Below are 13,999 nucleotides of genomic sequence, written 5' to 3' on the forward strand. Positions count from 1 at the left end.
TTTTAAATATAAAATCTAACTTAAGCAACGAATATTTAAAGCTTTCAATTTATTTTAAATCACTTAATTATTCACTATAAAAGTAGCTTTAATTACAAACAAGAACTATAATAAACCTATGCAAAGTAATTTTAAATTTATGCTTTTAATAGTTTCATTAGGTTCATTTTTAAGCACATTAGCGCTTAATCAAATTCTACCGCTTTTACCATTTATTATGCAAGAATATGGAGTGAGCGGAGATAAGATTAGCTTATATAGTGGTTTAGCTTATGCTGGTAGCACGCTTACTATGGCGTTGTTTGCACCATTATGGGGTATTTTAGCTGATAAATATGGTCGTAAAAAAATGCTTTTAAGAGCTAGTTTTGGTATGGGCTTGTGCTTGTTAATTAGCGTATTTTTAAAAACCGCAGAATCATTTATAATACTTAGATTTATTATGGGATTTTTTTCTGGGTTTAACCCTGCTTGTATTGCATTAATAGCTGTTAATGCTCCTAAAGATGATGTGAATGTATCTCTTGCAAAACTTAGCTCATTTCAGATAACAGGCTCGCTTTTAGGACCATTGTTTGGTGGAGTATTAATGCACTTTTTTGATTTTAGAGTTCAGTTTGCAATATCAGGATTTTTATTAATTAGTATATTTTTATTGATATTATTTTTTGTAAAAGAAGATTTTACCCCAGTTCCTAAAGGCGAAAAAATAAGGCTTGATAAAGGCTTGTATTCATTTGTAATAGTTTTGTGTTTAGCTTCGTTTTTAGTGCAGTATTCTCAAACATTTATAGGTCCTATAATCGGCTTATTTGTTTCAAAATTAGTAGACCATAAAGAATTAGCTACAGGTTTTTGCTTTAGTTTAGCAGGAATTGCTAGTGCTATATTTGCTCCGAAATTATCAAAATTAGCAAAAGATTATGGAGAAGTTAATTTGATTTTAATTAGCACTTTTGCTTTGTTTATATGTTTAATATTGCATTATTTTACTAGCCATAATTTTTGGTTATTTTGCTTAGTTAGGTTTATAACCGGTATTAGTTTTTGCTCTATTATGCCTAGTGTTTATTCTATGATAAGAAAAAAGATACCTAAACAAATTAGCTCAAAAATATTTGGAATAAATCAGAGTTTTTACGGATTAGGTGCGTTTTTTGGTAGTTTAAGTGGTGGGTATTTTTATAACTTATATGATGAAAAAGTGTTTTTTATATGTGCTAGTTTTATTTTAGCTAGTTGTTTTTTAGTTTTCTTTTATAAAAGAATAGGTTCAAAATAAAGTAGGGCATTAAGTTTAAGCATTTAAAAATAAATAGATTAGGTTGATTAGTAATAGTTTATTTTTGAATATCTTACAATCTATACGATGAAAAAATCTTTTTTATCTATTCAAGTTTTATTTTAGCTAGTTGTTTTTTAGTTTTACTTTATAAAAGAATAATTTCAAAATAAAGCAGGTATATTTGTGCTATAGGATAAAAATTATAAATAATAGAATAAAAACTAATTTATATAAAATAAGTAAAATTTTAATTATAGTTATTTTGGCTAAGTGATTTATTTGTGTTAATTTTTTTTATAAAAAATAGGTTCAAAATAAAGTAGGGTATTCAGCTTAAATTTTGGAATAAATGAGAGTTTTACGGATTAGGTGTATTTTTTGGTAGTTTAAGTGGTGGGTATTTTTATAACTTATATGATGAAAAAGTGTTTTTTATCTGTGCTAGTTTTATTTTAGCTAGTTGTTTTTTAGTTTTCTTTTATAAAAAAATAGGTTCAAAATAAAGTAGGGTATTTAGCTTAAATTTTGGAATAAATAAGAGTTTTACGGATTAGGTATATTTGTGCTATTACTTTTTATAGGATAAACACTATATATAATAGAGCAAAAACTAAGCTAAACAAAATAAAATTTAGTATTATGTGCTTTTGTTTATAGTTTATAGTTGTTTTGGCTAAAGTGATTTATTTGTGTTAATTTTTTGATAAAAAATAGGTTCAAAATAAAGTAGGGTATTCAGCTTAAATTTTGGAATAAATGAGAGTTTTGCAGATTAGGTGTATTTTTTGGTAGTTTAAGTTGTGGGTATTTTTATAATTTATACTTTTTATAGGATAAACACTATTAGCCAAGCTAAACAAAATAAGAAAAATATGGATTTATAACCTATATGATGAAAAAGTGTTTTTTATCTGTGTTAGTTTTATTTGTGGTTTTATTTTAGACTATACTTGTTTTGAGCTAAATTAATTTAATAGTTTTGATGGATACATAAGAAGACTTTTTAGTCTTCTTTTAAATTATTAGCTATTTTTGCTGCTAATTTTAATTTATCATTATCAAAATGAGTATAAATTCTTGAAGTATTAAGCGAAGCATGCCCTAAGGCTTCTTGGACTAATAACAAATCTTTTTCTTTTTTATAAAGTAGGGTAGCAAAACTATGTCTTAACATATGAGCTCCATTTTTTTCTTTGCGAATACCGGCTGCTAATAATACATTTTCAATTAATCTTGATATATAAGCTTGAGTTAATGGCTTACCTTGTTTATTTGTAAATAAGTATTGATTAGGTTCGGCGAAATTATTAAAATATTCTAAATGCTCTTTAATGGAATTTATATTTAGTAAAACCACTCTATATTTATTACCTTTAGCATGAATTCTAAGGCTTATTAAATCATTTTCATAGCTAATATCTTTTAACCTTAATCTAAGAACTTCATTAACCCTTACTCCAGTAAATAATATGATTTTTATAGCAAGTTTATTTCTGTCTTGATTGCTTTTAAACTCATAATTATTTAGAGTATTTAAAAATGTTTTCATTTGCTCTTCACTCATAAATTCTGGTAGTTTTTGTCCTGATGATGAGTTTAATCCTGACCAGTTTTTTAACTCTATTTCATAAACATAAGAACTATCATCATCTTTATTTTGTGAACTTAAAAATTTAAAAAAATTAACTATAGCGATTTTGTGATTTTTTTTACTCGCATCACTAAGACCTGCTGTTATACTTGATAGAATTTCAATTACTAATTCTTCATCAATTAGTTTTAGAGAATATAGTTTATAGTGAATTATTTGCTCGTAAAATTTTTTAATAGGGTTAAAATAAGTATTTACACCAATCATTCCTATATTTCTTGATTTTTTAGCTAACTCATCTAATTCTTCTATAGTGAAATTATTTTTACTTAAAGCAATATTAATCTCTCTTAATTCTTCTGCTTTTTCAAGTAGTTTATTTGATAAAGAATTTAATTTAAATTTTAGAAATTTAGCTATCCAAAATAAAAATGATTTTGAAAAATTGTCTTCACAATCTAAAGGGTATTTCATAATTGTTCCTTAAAATAAGTTGTTTAATATAGAAAAAAATTATAATAAAAGAAGATTATATTATAAACTTAGTTTTCAATATAAATTTAATATGTAAAATTTTATTAAAAATAATAATAAAAATAATATGATAATTTTACATAAAATAATACATAAAATAATATGATTATTTTTATAAATATACTAAATATCGTATAAAATATCAAAAATTATTTATATATTTTATTAAAATAATTAATAAAGAAATAATTCAAATTTATATTAAGCATATATAAAATAGTTTGAAAATTATATTACATATATAAATTAAATTCTAAAACCTTATTAAATCTAATTTTGTTATTTTTGGAAATGAAGTATTTTTATAGTATTGAAATTATTGGCGTAGGATAAGTGATTGGTATAAGTATATAATTTAAGTTCCGTAAGACTATTAAATTATTTTAAAAATAAAAGCAATCTAAATTGATTATTAGCATATTTAATATGTTTATATATTATATTAGTATTGAAAACTATAATTTTCAAATTAGTATTTTAAAACCAAATCACCACTCTGCGATTTTAATAAAACTGAAGATTTTAGATTGTTTATAACAAATTATTATTAAGTCTTTTTTGGCAACTATTAGTTCAAATGCTATTTTAAGCTTACTTGTTGTGTTTAATAGTATTTTGAATTATGTTTTATAAACTCATATATTTTATTGGACAATAGAAATATATGTATGTTATTTGCTAAAAGCTCAAAATCACTAAGCTTAGCAGTATTATTAAAATCAGCCAAAGCACTCTCTTAGTAATACTTACATTCAATTTATCCTTATCATTAGCACTTAGCTTTGTTACACGACCAAGCACCTTTAAAGAAGTTTGCTTGTCTTTAATTCCATTAAATCCATCAAAAGCTTAATTTTATCTATTTCCAAATCTAAGCCCATTTTAAGCTTCTATTAATGCATAATTGTATAATACAAATGCGTGATATAAGTAGCTCTTATTGAGCGACAAGGGCTTGAAATGTATATTGTAGGCTAATATACAAGGCTTTAATGCTTCGCTAGCAAGGTGACTTAGTCTAGTCCGCCTGTCAATTAATATCATAAAATGACTCAATATAATATTTGCTATTGATATCTTTTGAAGTCAAATATATATAATGTTTAAGCACTTTTTAAATACTCATTTTAAACTAAATATTAAATATGCTTTAAGTTAAGGCAAATGCAAGTGCCGTTGTTTTAAGTGTAGTGTTGTTCTATATATTTTGAATTTGATTTGTATAAAAGGTTTTAGTTTATAAAACAAGAAAATTATTATTCTTGTTTTTTGCTCTGGTATTTTGCTAATTCACTTTTTTGCATTTTTAATATATGTTCATCTGTTACTAGAACATAAAAAATACCTTCAAATACACATACTTCTCTTATATATGCTTTTACTAAAACTTCTCTTTTTTTACTATTATCAAATTTAGCAGTTGCTTCAAAAGATATAATATCCCCTATTTTAGCCGGCGCAAAAAAACTAGTTCTTGAGCCTATAACACAGGTATTTTTTTTGTTAATTGCTACTTGTGCAACATAAGCTCCTGCAGAATATATAAAACCATTATGCGCTAAACCTTCAGAATCTGAAATTAATTCAGATGTTATTTTTAATTGCAGATTTGCTTTATTTTCATCTGTTTCGGTAATGTTGCCACAAATTTCTGTATTTATTGTAGGGCAAGCTTCAACATTGATTTTAATCTCTGTAGAATTTTCTTCTATATCATTTTTTTCTTCAGCCATTTCATACCTTTAATTTTATATATATTCTTTTTGGTGCAGGATAACCTTCTTTTGTAAAATCATCATCTTCTAAAAAATCTTCCAAGCTATATCCATCAATCCAATCTGTTTTCCTTTGCTCTTCTATTGTTGTTTTAGAAGTTGCTAGTATTTCAAATTCTTTAAAATTAGCTTTTTTACACCAATTTTGCAATGCTTTAATACTTGGTATAAAATATACATTAGACATTTTTGCATAACTTGTATCTGGAACTAAAGCAAAAGGTTGTTCGCTATCAAAATAAATAGTATCTAAGAATACAATCCCATTAGTGTTTAGGCTTTGTTTTAATTGTTTTAGCATTTGCACTGGGTCGCTTCTGTGATAAATCACCCCTAAGCAAAAAATTACATCAAATTTATGATTGTAGCTTGGTAAATCAGCTACCCCTAATCTTTCAAATACAATATTTGTTTTAAATAAGGAATTTAAAAAAGTAAATTGCTCATAGCACCTTTGAGAAGGGTCAAATCCGACAATCTTAGTCGGTCTAAATTCTTGCATTCTAAACATATAATAACCATTATTGCACCCAACATCAGCCACTATTTTATTCTCAATACAACTAATATGCTTTTTTAAAATATTATATTTTATATTGCTTTTCCACTCACTATCTATAAAAATATTATTTATTTTAAAAGGCCCTTTTCTCCAAGGTTTAAGGCTTTTTGCTTTAATTAATAAATCTTCTTCATTTAATGTATCATCATAAATTTCAACAATATCATCAAAAATAACTTTCATTATCCCTCATGCCCTAAAATTTTTGCTGTTAAATCTATAAAAACATCATTTAGCATTTCATTTAGCAAAGCATCATTATTAAATATAAATTCTTCAACTTGTGTATAGTCTATATTTTGCTTTTCTAATAATAATTTTAATGCCAAAAATTCTTTACTATGCGTTACTATAGTATTTTGAACTGCACCTCTTGGTGCGTTTTGTAATACGTCTATTAGTTTTTCTTCTGGTGTGGTCTCAAATAATTTATCAAAATCATCCATTTTAATTCTCCAATAACTTATTTAAATAAAAACATATTTTAACTAAATAAATTATCATACAATTGATTTTTATGTTTTGTTTTTTTGTATTGATTTTGCTTTTTTATTTTCTCTAGAGTATTAAATTTGCTAATTAGCTCAAATCTGTCTAATTGAGAAAAACAGCATAAATTTACAAAATTTTCTAATTCTTTTGAATATGTAGAATCAAGATAAACTGGCTCACATTTATTTAGTAATTTTAAATTCTGCTCTATGCTAGATGCGAAAATACCATCTGAAAAATCTTCTTTTTTTAAGGCTAAAGCAAAGCGATTAGCAGCTTTTTCTAAAGCTCTTAAGTATTTTACACGCTTTGCTTTATCGTTCATAATTATTTATTAGCTCTTTCTATATACTCGCCTCTTTGAGTATCTACTCTAATAACTTCCCCTTCTAATACATGGAAAGGTATTTGAACAACTGCACCACTTTCTAAAGTAGCTGGCTTTTTATTAGAGCCTTGTGTGTCACCCTTGAAATTCGGTTGAGTTTCAACTATTTTTAGTTCAACAACTTGCGGAACTTCAACGCCTATTGCTTTTCCGTTATGGAATAATACGCTTACATTCATACCATCAATCATCCATTTTCTACTTTCGCCAACATCTTCTTCTGTTATAGCTACTTGCTCATAAGTCTCATTATCCATAAATTGGCAAAATTCTCCATCATCATATAAATATTGCATTTCTTTTTCTACTAAGTTAGGAGATTCACATTTATCACCTGCGTGGAAAGTTTTTTCTAAAACCTTACCATTTATGAAAGATTTTATTTTTATTCTTACGAAAGCAGGACCTTTACCTGGCTTTACATGTTGATATTCCACTATTTTATAAGGAACACCTTCTATTTCTATTTTTAAACCCTTTTTTAAATCACCCATTGAATAAGATGCCATTTTGTTAATCCTTTAAAATTAAATTAAATCCAAATTTCTTCAAAATCAGAATTGATATTATAGTTTTTTAAACTATCTATAAGGTAATGTAATAAAGAAATATTGTTAGTATCTATGACTATCTGAGAATATTTTTTATTATTAATTAAAAAATATTTCAAATTTAAATTAGATATAGTTTGTTTTACACAAAATAAAGAATAATTATCGTTTTTATCTATATTTAATTTAAAAAATTTCTTTTTACTTAAATTACCTGTATCTTGTAATTCAAAATGAACATAAAGTTCATTTGATATTGGGTAAGAATCTCCCAATTCATCTTTAGCTAATTTAGCATACCACTCATTATTTGATATTTTATTTTTAATAATTTCAATATTTTCATCAATAATTTTAGAAATCTGCAAATCTTTATAATTTGCAGATTTTATTAATAGCATTAAAACCAATACTAAAATAAAAAAAATTATTCCAAATATAAAATATAACGAGTGTTGTTTCATTACTATTGTAATTGATCTTTAATTATATCACCTATTGTAATTTTATCATCAGAATTAAATTTTTCTAAATCTTCACGAGTTTTAATTAAATTTAATTTTTTTATACTTAAGCGAATTTTACCATTTCTAGTGAAAATTAAAGCTCCTTCAATTTCATCTCCAATATTAGGCTTAACTTCTCCTAAATCTTCATTTTTAATTAAAGCTTCAACTTTATCATTTACTTTAACGAACACTCCAAAGTCTTTAATATCGCTTACAATACCTTTAATAACATCACCTAATCTATGTTCTTTAGCAAATAATGAACTAGGACTTTCTTCTAAATGTTTAACACTTAAAGAAATTTTTTGGTTTTCACTATCAATTTTTCTAATTTTAACTTTTACTTTATCCCCTACTTTATAAACTTTTTTGCAAGTTTCATTTTCAGTCCAAGATATATCATCATTTAATAATAAACCTTCAATATTGTCAATTTTAACAAAAGCTCCAAAATTTGTAATAGTGCTAATCTCGCCTTCAACAATATCTCCTGCTTTAAATTTCTCATTAAAGCCATCAAAAGGTTTTGGAAGTAAATTTTTAAGAGATACTCTTAAACGGCGTTTTTCATAATCTATTTCAATTACTTCAACATCAATTTCTTGACCTTCTTTTAAATAATCTCTTGGATTTTTAACATTTTTATCCCAAGAAATTTCACTTATATGTAAAAATCCTTCAATATCATTTCCTAAATCTACAAAAGCTCCATAATTTTCAATATTAGAAACTACTACTTTTAAAATATCTCCAATTTCTAAGCTATCTTTAATTTCATCCCAAGGGTCACTTAAAGCTGCTTTGATTGATAAAGAAATATGTTTTTTCTCTTCATCATATCCTACAATTTTTACTAAAACTTTATCCCCTTCTTTGTATAAAGTACTAGGATTTACAGGACCTTTATAAGATATTTCGCTATAATGAACTAAGCCATCAACTCCACCAATATCAACAAACATTCCATAGCTTGTAAGTTTTCTAACAACACCTTCTTTAAGTTCTGAATCGTTGATTATATTATTAATTAATTCTTTTTTCTTTTTGCGGTCTTCTTCGTTTGCTTTTCTTTTTGACACAACTATACTTTGTGTTTCTTCGTCAATTTTTAATATTTTAACTTTAATTTTTTTATTCATTAAAGTATTAATTTCTTTATGAGAGCATTGTGATTTTGGTAAGAAAAATTCTACTTCATTATTATCTACTGCAACAAAACCACCACGATTTTTTCCTATGATTTTTACTTCAAAAGTATCGTTATTGTCTTCATTATAGTTTTTAATAAATTCAACTACTTTTTCTTTACGAAGTGCTTTTTTGTATGATAATAAACGGCGTCCATTATAACTACCTACAACTGTTACCTTAATAACATCATCAACATTAAACAATAGCTTATCATCTTTTGTGATTTCACTAATATTTAAAACACCTTCTGATTTATCTTGTATATCAACAAATACTTCGTCGCCTTCAATTTTAATAATTTTTCCATCAATTACTGAAATATTTTCAGGATTTTTTTCGCTTTCAAACTCATCTAACATTGCCGCGAAATCAATGTTTTCTAAATCTTCTAAATTGTTATGAGCTCCATTTAACTTAGCCATTTTGGTCCTTTTGTAATAAAATTAATCAAATTAAGAAATGATTGTGCCCTATTCTATCACTATTTCACTTATGACTATTTAATATTAAGTAAAATTTTCTATTTTTTTAACAACTTTATCAATAATCCATTCAGGTGTGCTAGCTCCTGCACTAATTCCACATAGATTTTTATCCTTAAACCAATTAAAATCTAATTCATTTTCATTTTCAATTAAATAACTATCTTTGCAATGCTCTTTTGCTATTAAAAATAATTGCTTTGTATTTGAGCTATTTTTACCGCCAACAATTATCATAACATCACTTTTCATTGCAAGAATTTTAATAGCTTCTTGGTTTTTAAATGTTGCATCGCAAATTGTATTAAAAACTCTTACTTCTTTTACTTTTAACATTAAAAAATTAGCTATTTGCATAAATTTTTCTACTTTTTTTGTAGTTTGACTTACTAAAGCTACTTTATTTTTAAACTTAATATCTATCAGTTCTTTTTCATCTAAAACTACATAATTATTAGTAGTAGCATAACTTCTTACGCTTTTTACTTCTGGATGATTGCTATCTCCAAAAATAACAATTTCATACCCTTCGTTGCTCATTTTTTCCACAATTTCTTGTGGCTTTTTAACGAAAGGGCAAGTTGCGTCTATAATTTCTCTACCACTTTCTTTTAATATGTCTAAGTCTTGTTTTGTTATTCCATGCGTTCTTATAATGGCCTTTTTCTCATCATTTAATTCTGTTATATCATTAATAGTCTTTACATTAAAATCGTTCTTTAATCTTGATATTTCATCATTATTGTGAATTAATGGCCCAATAGTGGCTGCATCTTTAGTCTTTTCTGCTTGTTTGATAGCTCTTTTAACTCCAAAACAAAATCCGTAACTTTTAGCTAATTCTATTTTCATATTTTATTGTCTTTCAAATAAAGATAAAATTTCATAAAAATTTGTAAAAGAAGCATCTACACATTCAACATTGTCAATTTCTATTTCATAATCTTTAGCTAGCAAAGAAAAACTCATAGCTATTCTGTGGTCTGCAAAACTTTTTAGCATTACATTATTATTTTTTATACTTTTTCCAACAACCATAAATCCATCTTCAAATTCTTCGTATTCAACACCTAAAATTGAATAATTTTCAAGGACAGCCTTTATTCTATCGCTTTCTTTTACTCTTAATTCTTTTGCATTTTTGACAATAGAATTTCCTTCAGCATATAAAAATGCTATTGATAATGCTGGTATTTCATCAATTAGCCAAGAAATATTTTCACTAACTTCAACAGCCTTTAATTTAGAACTTTTTATAGTAATGGTTCCTATATTTTCATAATCATTTTTCTCTATTTGATATGTAATATTTGCCCCCATTTTTTCAAGAATTTTAAATGCTTCAATTCTAGTTTTGTTTAAAAGCATATTTTTTAAAACTAGAGTGGAATTATCACTGATAGCACATAAAACAGCAAAGAAAAATGCAGAAGAAGGGTCATTTGGAACTTCTATTTCATACGATTGTAATTTATCTTGTAATGGTTTTACTTCTATTTTAGAACCATCTGTTTTTATTGGTGCTTTTATCATTTTTAATAAATTTTCTGAATGGTCTCTGCTTAATTCGCTTTCGTATATTTCGCAACCATTACTTAATAATCCAGCTAATATTAATGCAGTTTTTACTTGTGCTGATTTTAGAGTATTTTCAAAAGTAAAATAATCTATTTTTTCTCCCCTAATTGCCAAAGGAGCATAATTTGCCCCTTCTCTACCATCAATTTTAGCCCCTAGTTTATTAAGTATATCGCTTACTCTTTTCATAGGTCTTTTGTTTAAATATTCATCTCCGCTTAAAACAAAAAAACCATCTTGACTAGCTAAAAAACCAATTAAAAGTCTCATTAGTGTCCCAGAATTTCCACAATCTAAAACTACATTAGGAGATTTGATAGCATTAGGCGGTGTTATAACTAATTCATTTTTATCTTCATATGTTTTTATTGTCGCACCTAAATTTCTTACAACTTCTAAAGTATGTAGGCAATCTTGTGCGTAAAGATAGTTTTTAACCTTACACTCCCCATTAGTTAATAAAGAAAATAAAGCAGCTCTATGAGAGATAGATTTATCTGCAGCTATATTTTCCAAAACTAAATCAAATTGTTTATTTAATGCTTTTATTCTCATCTTAATTTTAATCCTATTTTATCTAATTCACTAATAATTTCATTCATTTCATTATTTATATCATCATTTTTTAATACTTTTTCATCATCAACAAATGAAAAGCTTATACTTAAACTTTCATAATCTTTTAAGCTTTCATCTTGATATAAATCTACTATTTTAAAATCTTTTAAATTCTTAATGCTTAATTTATTTATAGTTGATTTTATAACTGAATAATCATAGTTTTTAGGCACTAAAATACTTAAATCTCTAGTTGTTCCTTGGAATTTTGAATAAGCTTTTGCTTGTATAAAATCATACTCTAAAGCATTAAAATCAATTTCGCATAAATAAGTAACCGGTAATTCTAATTCATTTTCTAAATGTAAATCTAATCTTCCAACTACCCCTATTTTTTGATTGTTTTTATAAATATCAGCTCTTTCAAATTCGCTAAATAAATGATAATCACTAGATTTTAATTGGAAATCCTTTAATATTGTTTTTAATTCATTTAAGAATGTGAAAAAATCAACATTTTTAGGTTTTGCATGATTTTTTAAATTTGCATTTTCACTTAAGCCAGAGCTAATTAAAGCAAATTTTTTATTTTCTTGTCCGTTTTCATCAAATACGCTACCAATTTCAAATAATTTTACTGATTTTCTTGAATTATTAAAATTAAAACTAGCTTGTTTTAAAAGTGTGCTAATGATAGAGCTTCTTAGCGTATTCATTTCATTTGTGATTGGGTTTATAATTTCATTTTTGATATATTTTAAATTTAATTTTTCTAAAAATTCTTTGCTATCAAAAACATAGCCAATACTTTCAAAATATCCACACATTAAAGCTCTATTTCTTAATTCAAGAGATTTTTTATATTTTAAATAAGTGTTGTTTGTTCTGTTTAATTCATAAAAATCAAGTGGTTTAGGCTTAATATTATCAATGCCTATCATTCTTACTATTTCTTCACAAATATCAGCAGAATTATTAATATCATGTCTATAAAATGGAACTTTTAAATATAGATTATCTTCAGCAATACTTAATTCAAACCCTAATCTTTTTAAAATTTTCACAACATCATTTTTTTCGCAAGACTGACCTATCATATTTTCAAGCTCACTAATATTACAATTAATTGATATTTTTTCTTTGCTTGGGGTATTTTGACAAGAACTACCATAAATTTTAATGTTTTTATTAAGTTGTAACAAATTAAATAAATAATCAATTCCTATATTAAGCTCTGGTTCGCTGCCCCTAAAACTTCTATAAATATCTGTATTTTTATAATTTTTATGGGTATTTGCGATTATTTTAGGATTTACATAATTTGCAATTATGATTATTTTTTTACTATCTTTATCTATTTTAAATTCTTCATTTTGTGTAATTCCAGCAATTGCTAATTCTTTATCTTTATACTTAATAACAAATTCTTTGTTTTCTTTGGTTTTTACATCTAAACTTATTTGCTCGCATTCATTACATAATTTGCTTAAATCAACTGCATTAAATAATACCCCGCTTGCATGTGTTGTATAAGATAATAAGTTTTCTATAGCATTATCTTTTAATTCTTCAATACTAGCTAATCTTAATTTAACCTTTAAAGTATTTTCAATATTATTTAATAATTCTATTGCTTTTATATTTAAATTACCATCAATTCCATCACTAAAATGAACATTCAAAATTCTTCTAATGCCTTCTGCATTATCAACATCTTTAAAAGGTTTCTTTTCTTTTAAATTAATATCTAATGCTGCACTTAAATCTCTTGCTATACCATTAATACTTAAGCAATCCCCACGATTAGGAGTTAGCTCAATTTCAATTAATTCATCATTAAATAAAGGATATTCGCATAATTCTTTACCTAAAGTAAGTTCGCCTATACTATTATCTAAAACCATAATGCCATCATTTATTTTGGCAAATCCAAGTTCAGTTGATGAGCATATCATTCCATTGCTCTCAACCCCACGCAATTTAGCTTTTTTAATAGTAATATCACCAATTTGTGCACCTTCTAAACTAACTGCTACAAATTGCCCTGCTTCAACATTTTTAGCTCCACATACGATTTGTAAAACTTCATTACCAACATCTACTTGGCAAATACTTAATTTTTCAGCATCAGGGTGCTTTTCTTTACTCATTACTTTTGCAACTACAACTTTTTTAGGAGCTATAATTGTAGTTACTCCATCAACTTCTAAACCTATGCTATTTAAAGTTTTTACTAATTCATCTGTGCTAATATTTTTTAAGTCTATAAATTCATTTAACCAATTCTTACTAATTATCATTTAAATTGCTCCAATAATCTTAAATCTCCTTCAAATAATGACCTTAAATCAGGTATTTTATGAAGTAGCATTGCAAATCGCTCAACTCCTAAACCAAAAGCATATCCGCTAACATTTTTATAGCCAACATTTTTAAATACATTTGGATGAACCATACCACAACCCATAACTTCAATAAAGCCAGTTTGCTTACAAATTCTACA

13 protein-coding genes are annotated in these 13,999 nt (G+C 25.6%); 1 reads left to right on the plus strand and 12 read right to left on the minus strand.

Annotation, left to right across the window (positions count from 1 at the left end; translation table 11 throughout):
• The first annotated feature begins 118 nt into the window (after positions 1-118).
• A complete protein-coding gene (locus AVBRAN9333_RS09010) occupies positions 119-1,282 on the plus strand; it encodes an MFS transporter (RefSeq protein WP_336609874.1) in 1,164 nt (387 codons plus the stop codon).
• Between the two features lie 1,006 nt (positions 1,283-2,288).
• On the opposite strand, the gene AVBRAN9333_RS09015 is transcribed toward AVBRAN9333_RS09010, so the two are convergent.
• The 12 genes from AVBRAN9333_RS09015 to AVBRAN9333_RS09070 form a co-directional block, all read right to left on the minus strand.
• Positions 2,289-3,350, minus strand: a complete 1,062-nt coding sequence (locus tag AVBRAN9333_RS09015; protein ID WP_214120637.1) for a tyrosine-type recombinase/integrase — start codon at positions 3,348-3,350, stop codon at positions 2,289-2,291.
• A gap of 1,316 nt (positions 3,351-4,666) precedes the next feature.
• Positions 4,667-5,143, minus strand: coding sequence for a PaaI family thioesterase (locus AVBRAN9333_RS09020; protein WP_214117512.1), 477 nt, complete (start codon positions 5,141-5,143; stop codon positions 4,667-4,669).
• Between the two features lies 1 nt (position 5,144).
• Complete coding sequence (gene cmoB, locus AVBRAN9333_RS09025) at positions 5,145-5,930, minus strand: tRNA 5-methoxyuridine(34)/uridine 5-oxyacetic acid(34) synthase CmoB (RefSeq protein WP_239803684.1); 786 nt, start codon at positions 5,928-5,930, stop codon at positions 5,145-5,147.
• Positions 5,930-6,193, minus strand: coding sequence for a DUF2018 family protein (locus AVBRAN9333_RS09030; RefSeq protein ID WP_214117514.1), 264 nt, complete (start codon positions 6,191-6,193; stop codon positions 5,930-5,932). Before AVBRAN9333_RS09030 ends, cmoB begins: the two co-directional genes overlap by 1 nt.
• A 38-nt stretch (positions 6,194-6,231) precedes the next feature.
• Complete coding sequence (locus AVBRAN9333_RS09035; protein WP_214117515.1) at positions 6,232-6,564, minus strand: hypothetical protein; 333 nt, start codon at positions 6,562-6,564, stop codon at positions 6,232-6,234.
• A gap of 2 nt (positions 6,565-6,566) precedes the next feature.
• Positions 6,567-7,136, minus strand: coding sequence for an elongation factor P (gene efp, locus AVBRAN9333_RS09040; protein WP_214117516.1), 570 nt, complete (start codon positions 7,134-7,136; stop codon positions 6,567-6,569).
• A 23-nt stretch (positions 7,137-7,159) separates the two neighbouring features.
• Complete coding sequence (locus AVBRAN9333_RS09045; protein WP_214117517.1) at positions 7,160-7,642, minus strand: hypothetical protein; 483 nt, start codon at positions 7,640-7,642, stop codon at positions 7,160-7,162.
• Between the two features lie 2 nt (positions 7,643-7,644).
• Positions 7,645-9,300 carry a 30S ribosomal protein S1 gene (locus tag AVBRAN9333_RS09050; RefSeq protein ID WP_214117518.1) on the minus strand — a complete coding sequence of 552 codons (1,656 nt, stop codon included), beginning with the start codon at positions 9,298-9,300 and terminating at the stop codon, positions 7,645-7,647.
• 84 nt (positions 9,301-9,384) lie between these two features.
• Positions 9,385-10,212, minus strand: a complete 828-nt coding sequence (locus AVBRAN9333_RS09055; RefSeq protein WP_214117519.1) for a 4-hydroxy-3-methylbut-2-enyl diphosphate reductase — start codon at positions 10,210-10,212, stop codon at positions 9,385-9,387.
• 3 nt (positions 10,213-10,215) lie between these two features.
• On the minus strand, positions 10,216-11,493 hold the full coding sequence (gene aroA / locus AVBRAN9333_RS09060; RefSeq protein ID WP_336609875.1) for a 3-phosphoshikimate 1-carboxyvinyltransferase: 1,278 nt from the start codon (positions 11,491-11,493) through the stop codon (positions 10,216-10,218).
• Positions 11,490-13,796: a phenylalanine--tRNA ligase subunit beta gene (gene pheT / locus AVBRAN9333_RS09065; protein ID WP_336609876.1), complete on the minus strand. Its 2,307-nt coding sequence runs from the start codon at positions 13,794-13,796 to the stop codon at positions 11,490-11,492. Before pheT ends, aroA begins: the two co-directional genes overlap by 4 nt.
• On the minus strand, positions 13,793-13,999 hold a 207-nt coding region (locus tag AVBRAN9333_RS09070), incomplete at its 5' end, for a tRNA ligase subunit PheS family protein (protein WP_442862239.1). The genes AVBRAN9333_RS09070 and pheT, both read right to left, overlap by 4 nt.

The sequence above is a fragment of the Campylobacter sp. RM9333 genome (assembly GCF_020137705.1).
Taxonomy (GTDB): Bacteria; Campylobacterota; Campylobacteria; order Campylobacterales; family Campylobacteraceae; genus Campylobacter_E.

What these genes read in the sequence shown, in the direction of transcription:
- aroA (WP_336609875.1), bottom strand. Translation starts at nt 11,493, where the DNA reads ATGAGAATAAAAGCATTAAATAAACAATTTGATTTAGTTTTGGAAAAT.
- AVBRAN9333_RS09020 (WP_214117512.1), bottom strand. Translation starts at nt 5,143, where the DNA reads ATGGCTGAAGAAAAAAATGATATAGAAGAAAATTCTACAGAGATTAAA.
- pheT (WP_336609876.1), bottom strand. Translation starts at nt 13,796, where the DNA reads ATGATAATTAGTAAGAATTGGTTAAATGAATTTATAGACTTAAAAAAT.
- AVBRAN9333_RS09050 (WP_214117518.1), bottom strand. Translation starts at nt 9,300, where the DNA reads ATGGCTAAGTTAAATGGAGCTCATAACAATTTAGAAGATTTAGAAAAC.
- cmoB (WP_239803684.1), bottom strand. Translation starts at nt 5,930, where the DNA reads ATGAAAGTTATTTTTGATGATATTGTTGAAATTTATGATGATACATTA.
- AVBRAN9333_RS09035 (WP_214117515.1), bottom strand. Translation starts at nt 6,564, where the DNA reads ATGAACGATAAAGCAAAGCGTGTAAAATACTTAAGAGCTTTAGAAAAA.
- AVBRAN9333_RS09030 (WP_214117514.1), bottom strand. Translation starts at nt 6,193, where the DNA reads ATGGATGATTTTGATAAATTATTTGAGACCACACCAGAAGAAAAACTA.
- AVBRAN9333_RS09055 (WP_214117519.1), bottom strand. Translation starts at nt 10,212, where the DNA reads ATGAAAATAGAATTAGCTAAAAGTTACGGATTTTGTTTTGGAGTTAAA.
- AVBRAN9333_RS09015 (WP_214120637.1), bottom strand. Translation starts at nt 3,350, where the DNA reads ATGAAATACCCTTTAGATTGTGAAGACAATTTTTCAAAATCATTTTTA.
- AVBRAN9333_RS09010 (WP_336609874.1), top strand. Translation starts at nt 119, where the DNA reads ATGCAAAGTAATTTTAAATTTATGCTTTTAATAGTTTCATTAGGTTCA.
- AVBRAN9333_RS09045 (WP_214117517.1), bottom strand. Translation starts at nt 7,642, where the DNA reads ATGAAACAACACTCGTTATATTTTATATTTGGAATAATTTTTTTTATT.
- efp (WP_214117516.1), bottom strand. Translation starts at nt 7,136, where the DNA reads ATGGCATCTTATTCAATGGGTGATTTAAAAAAGGGTTTAAAAATAGAA.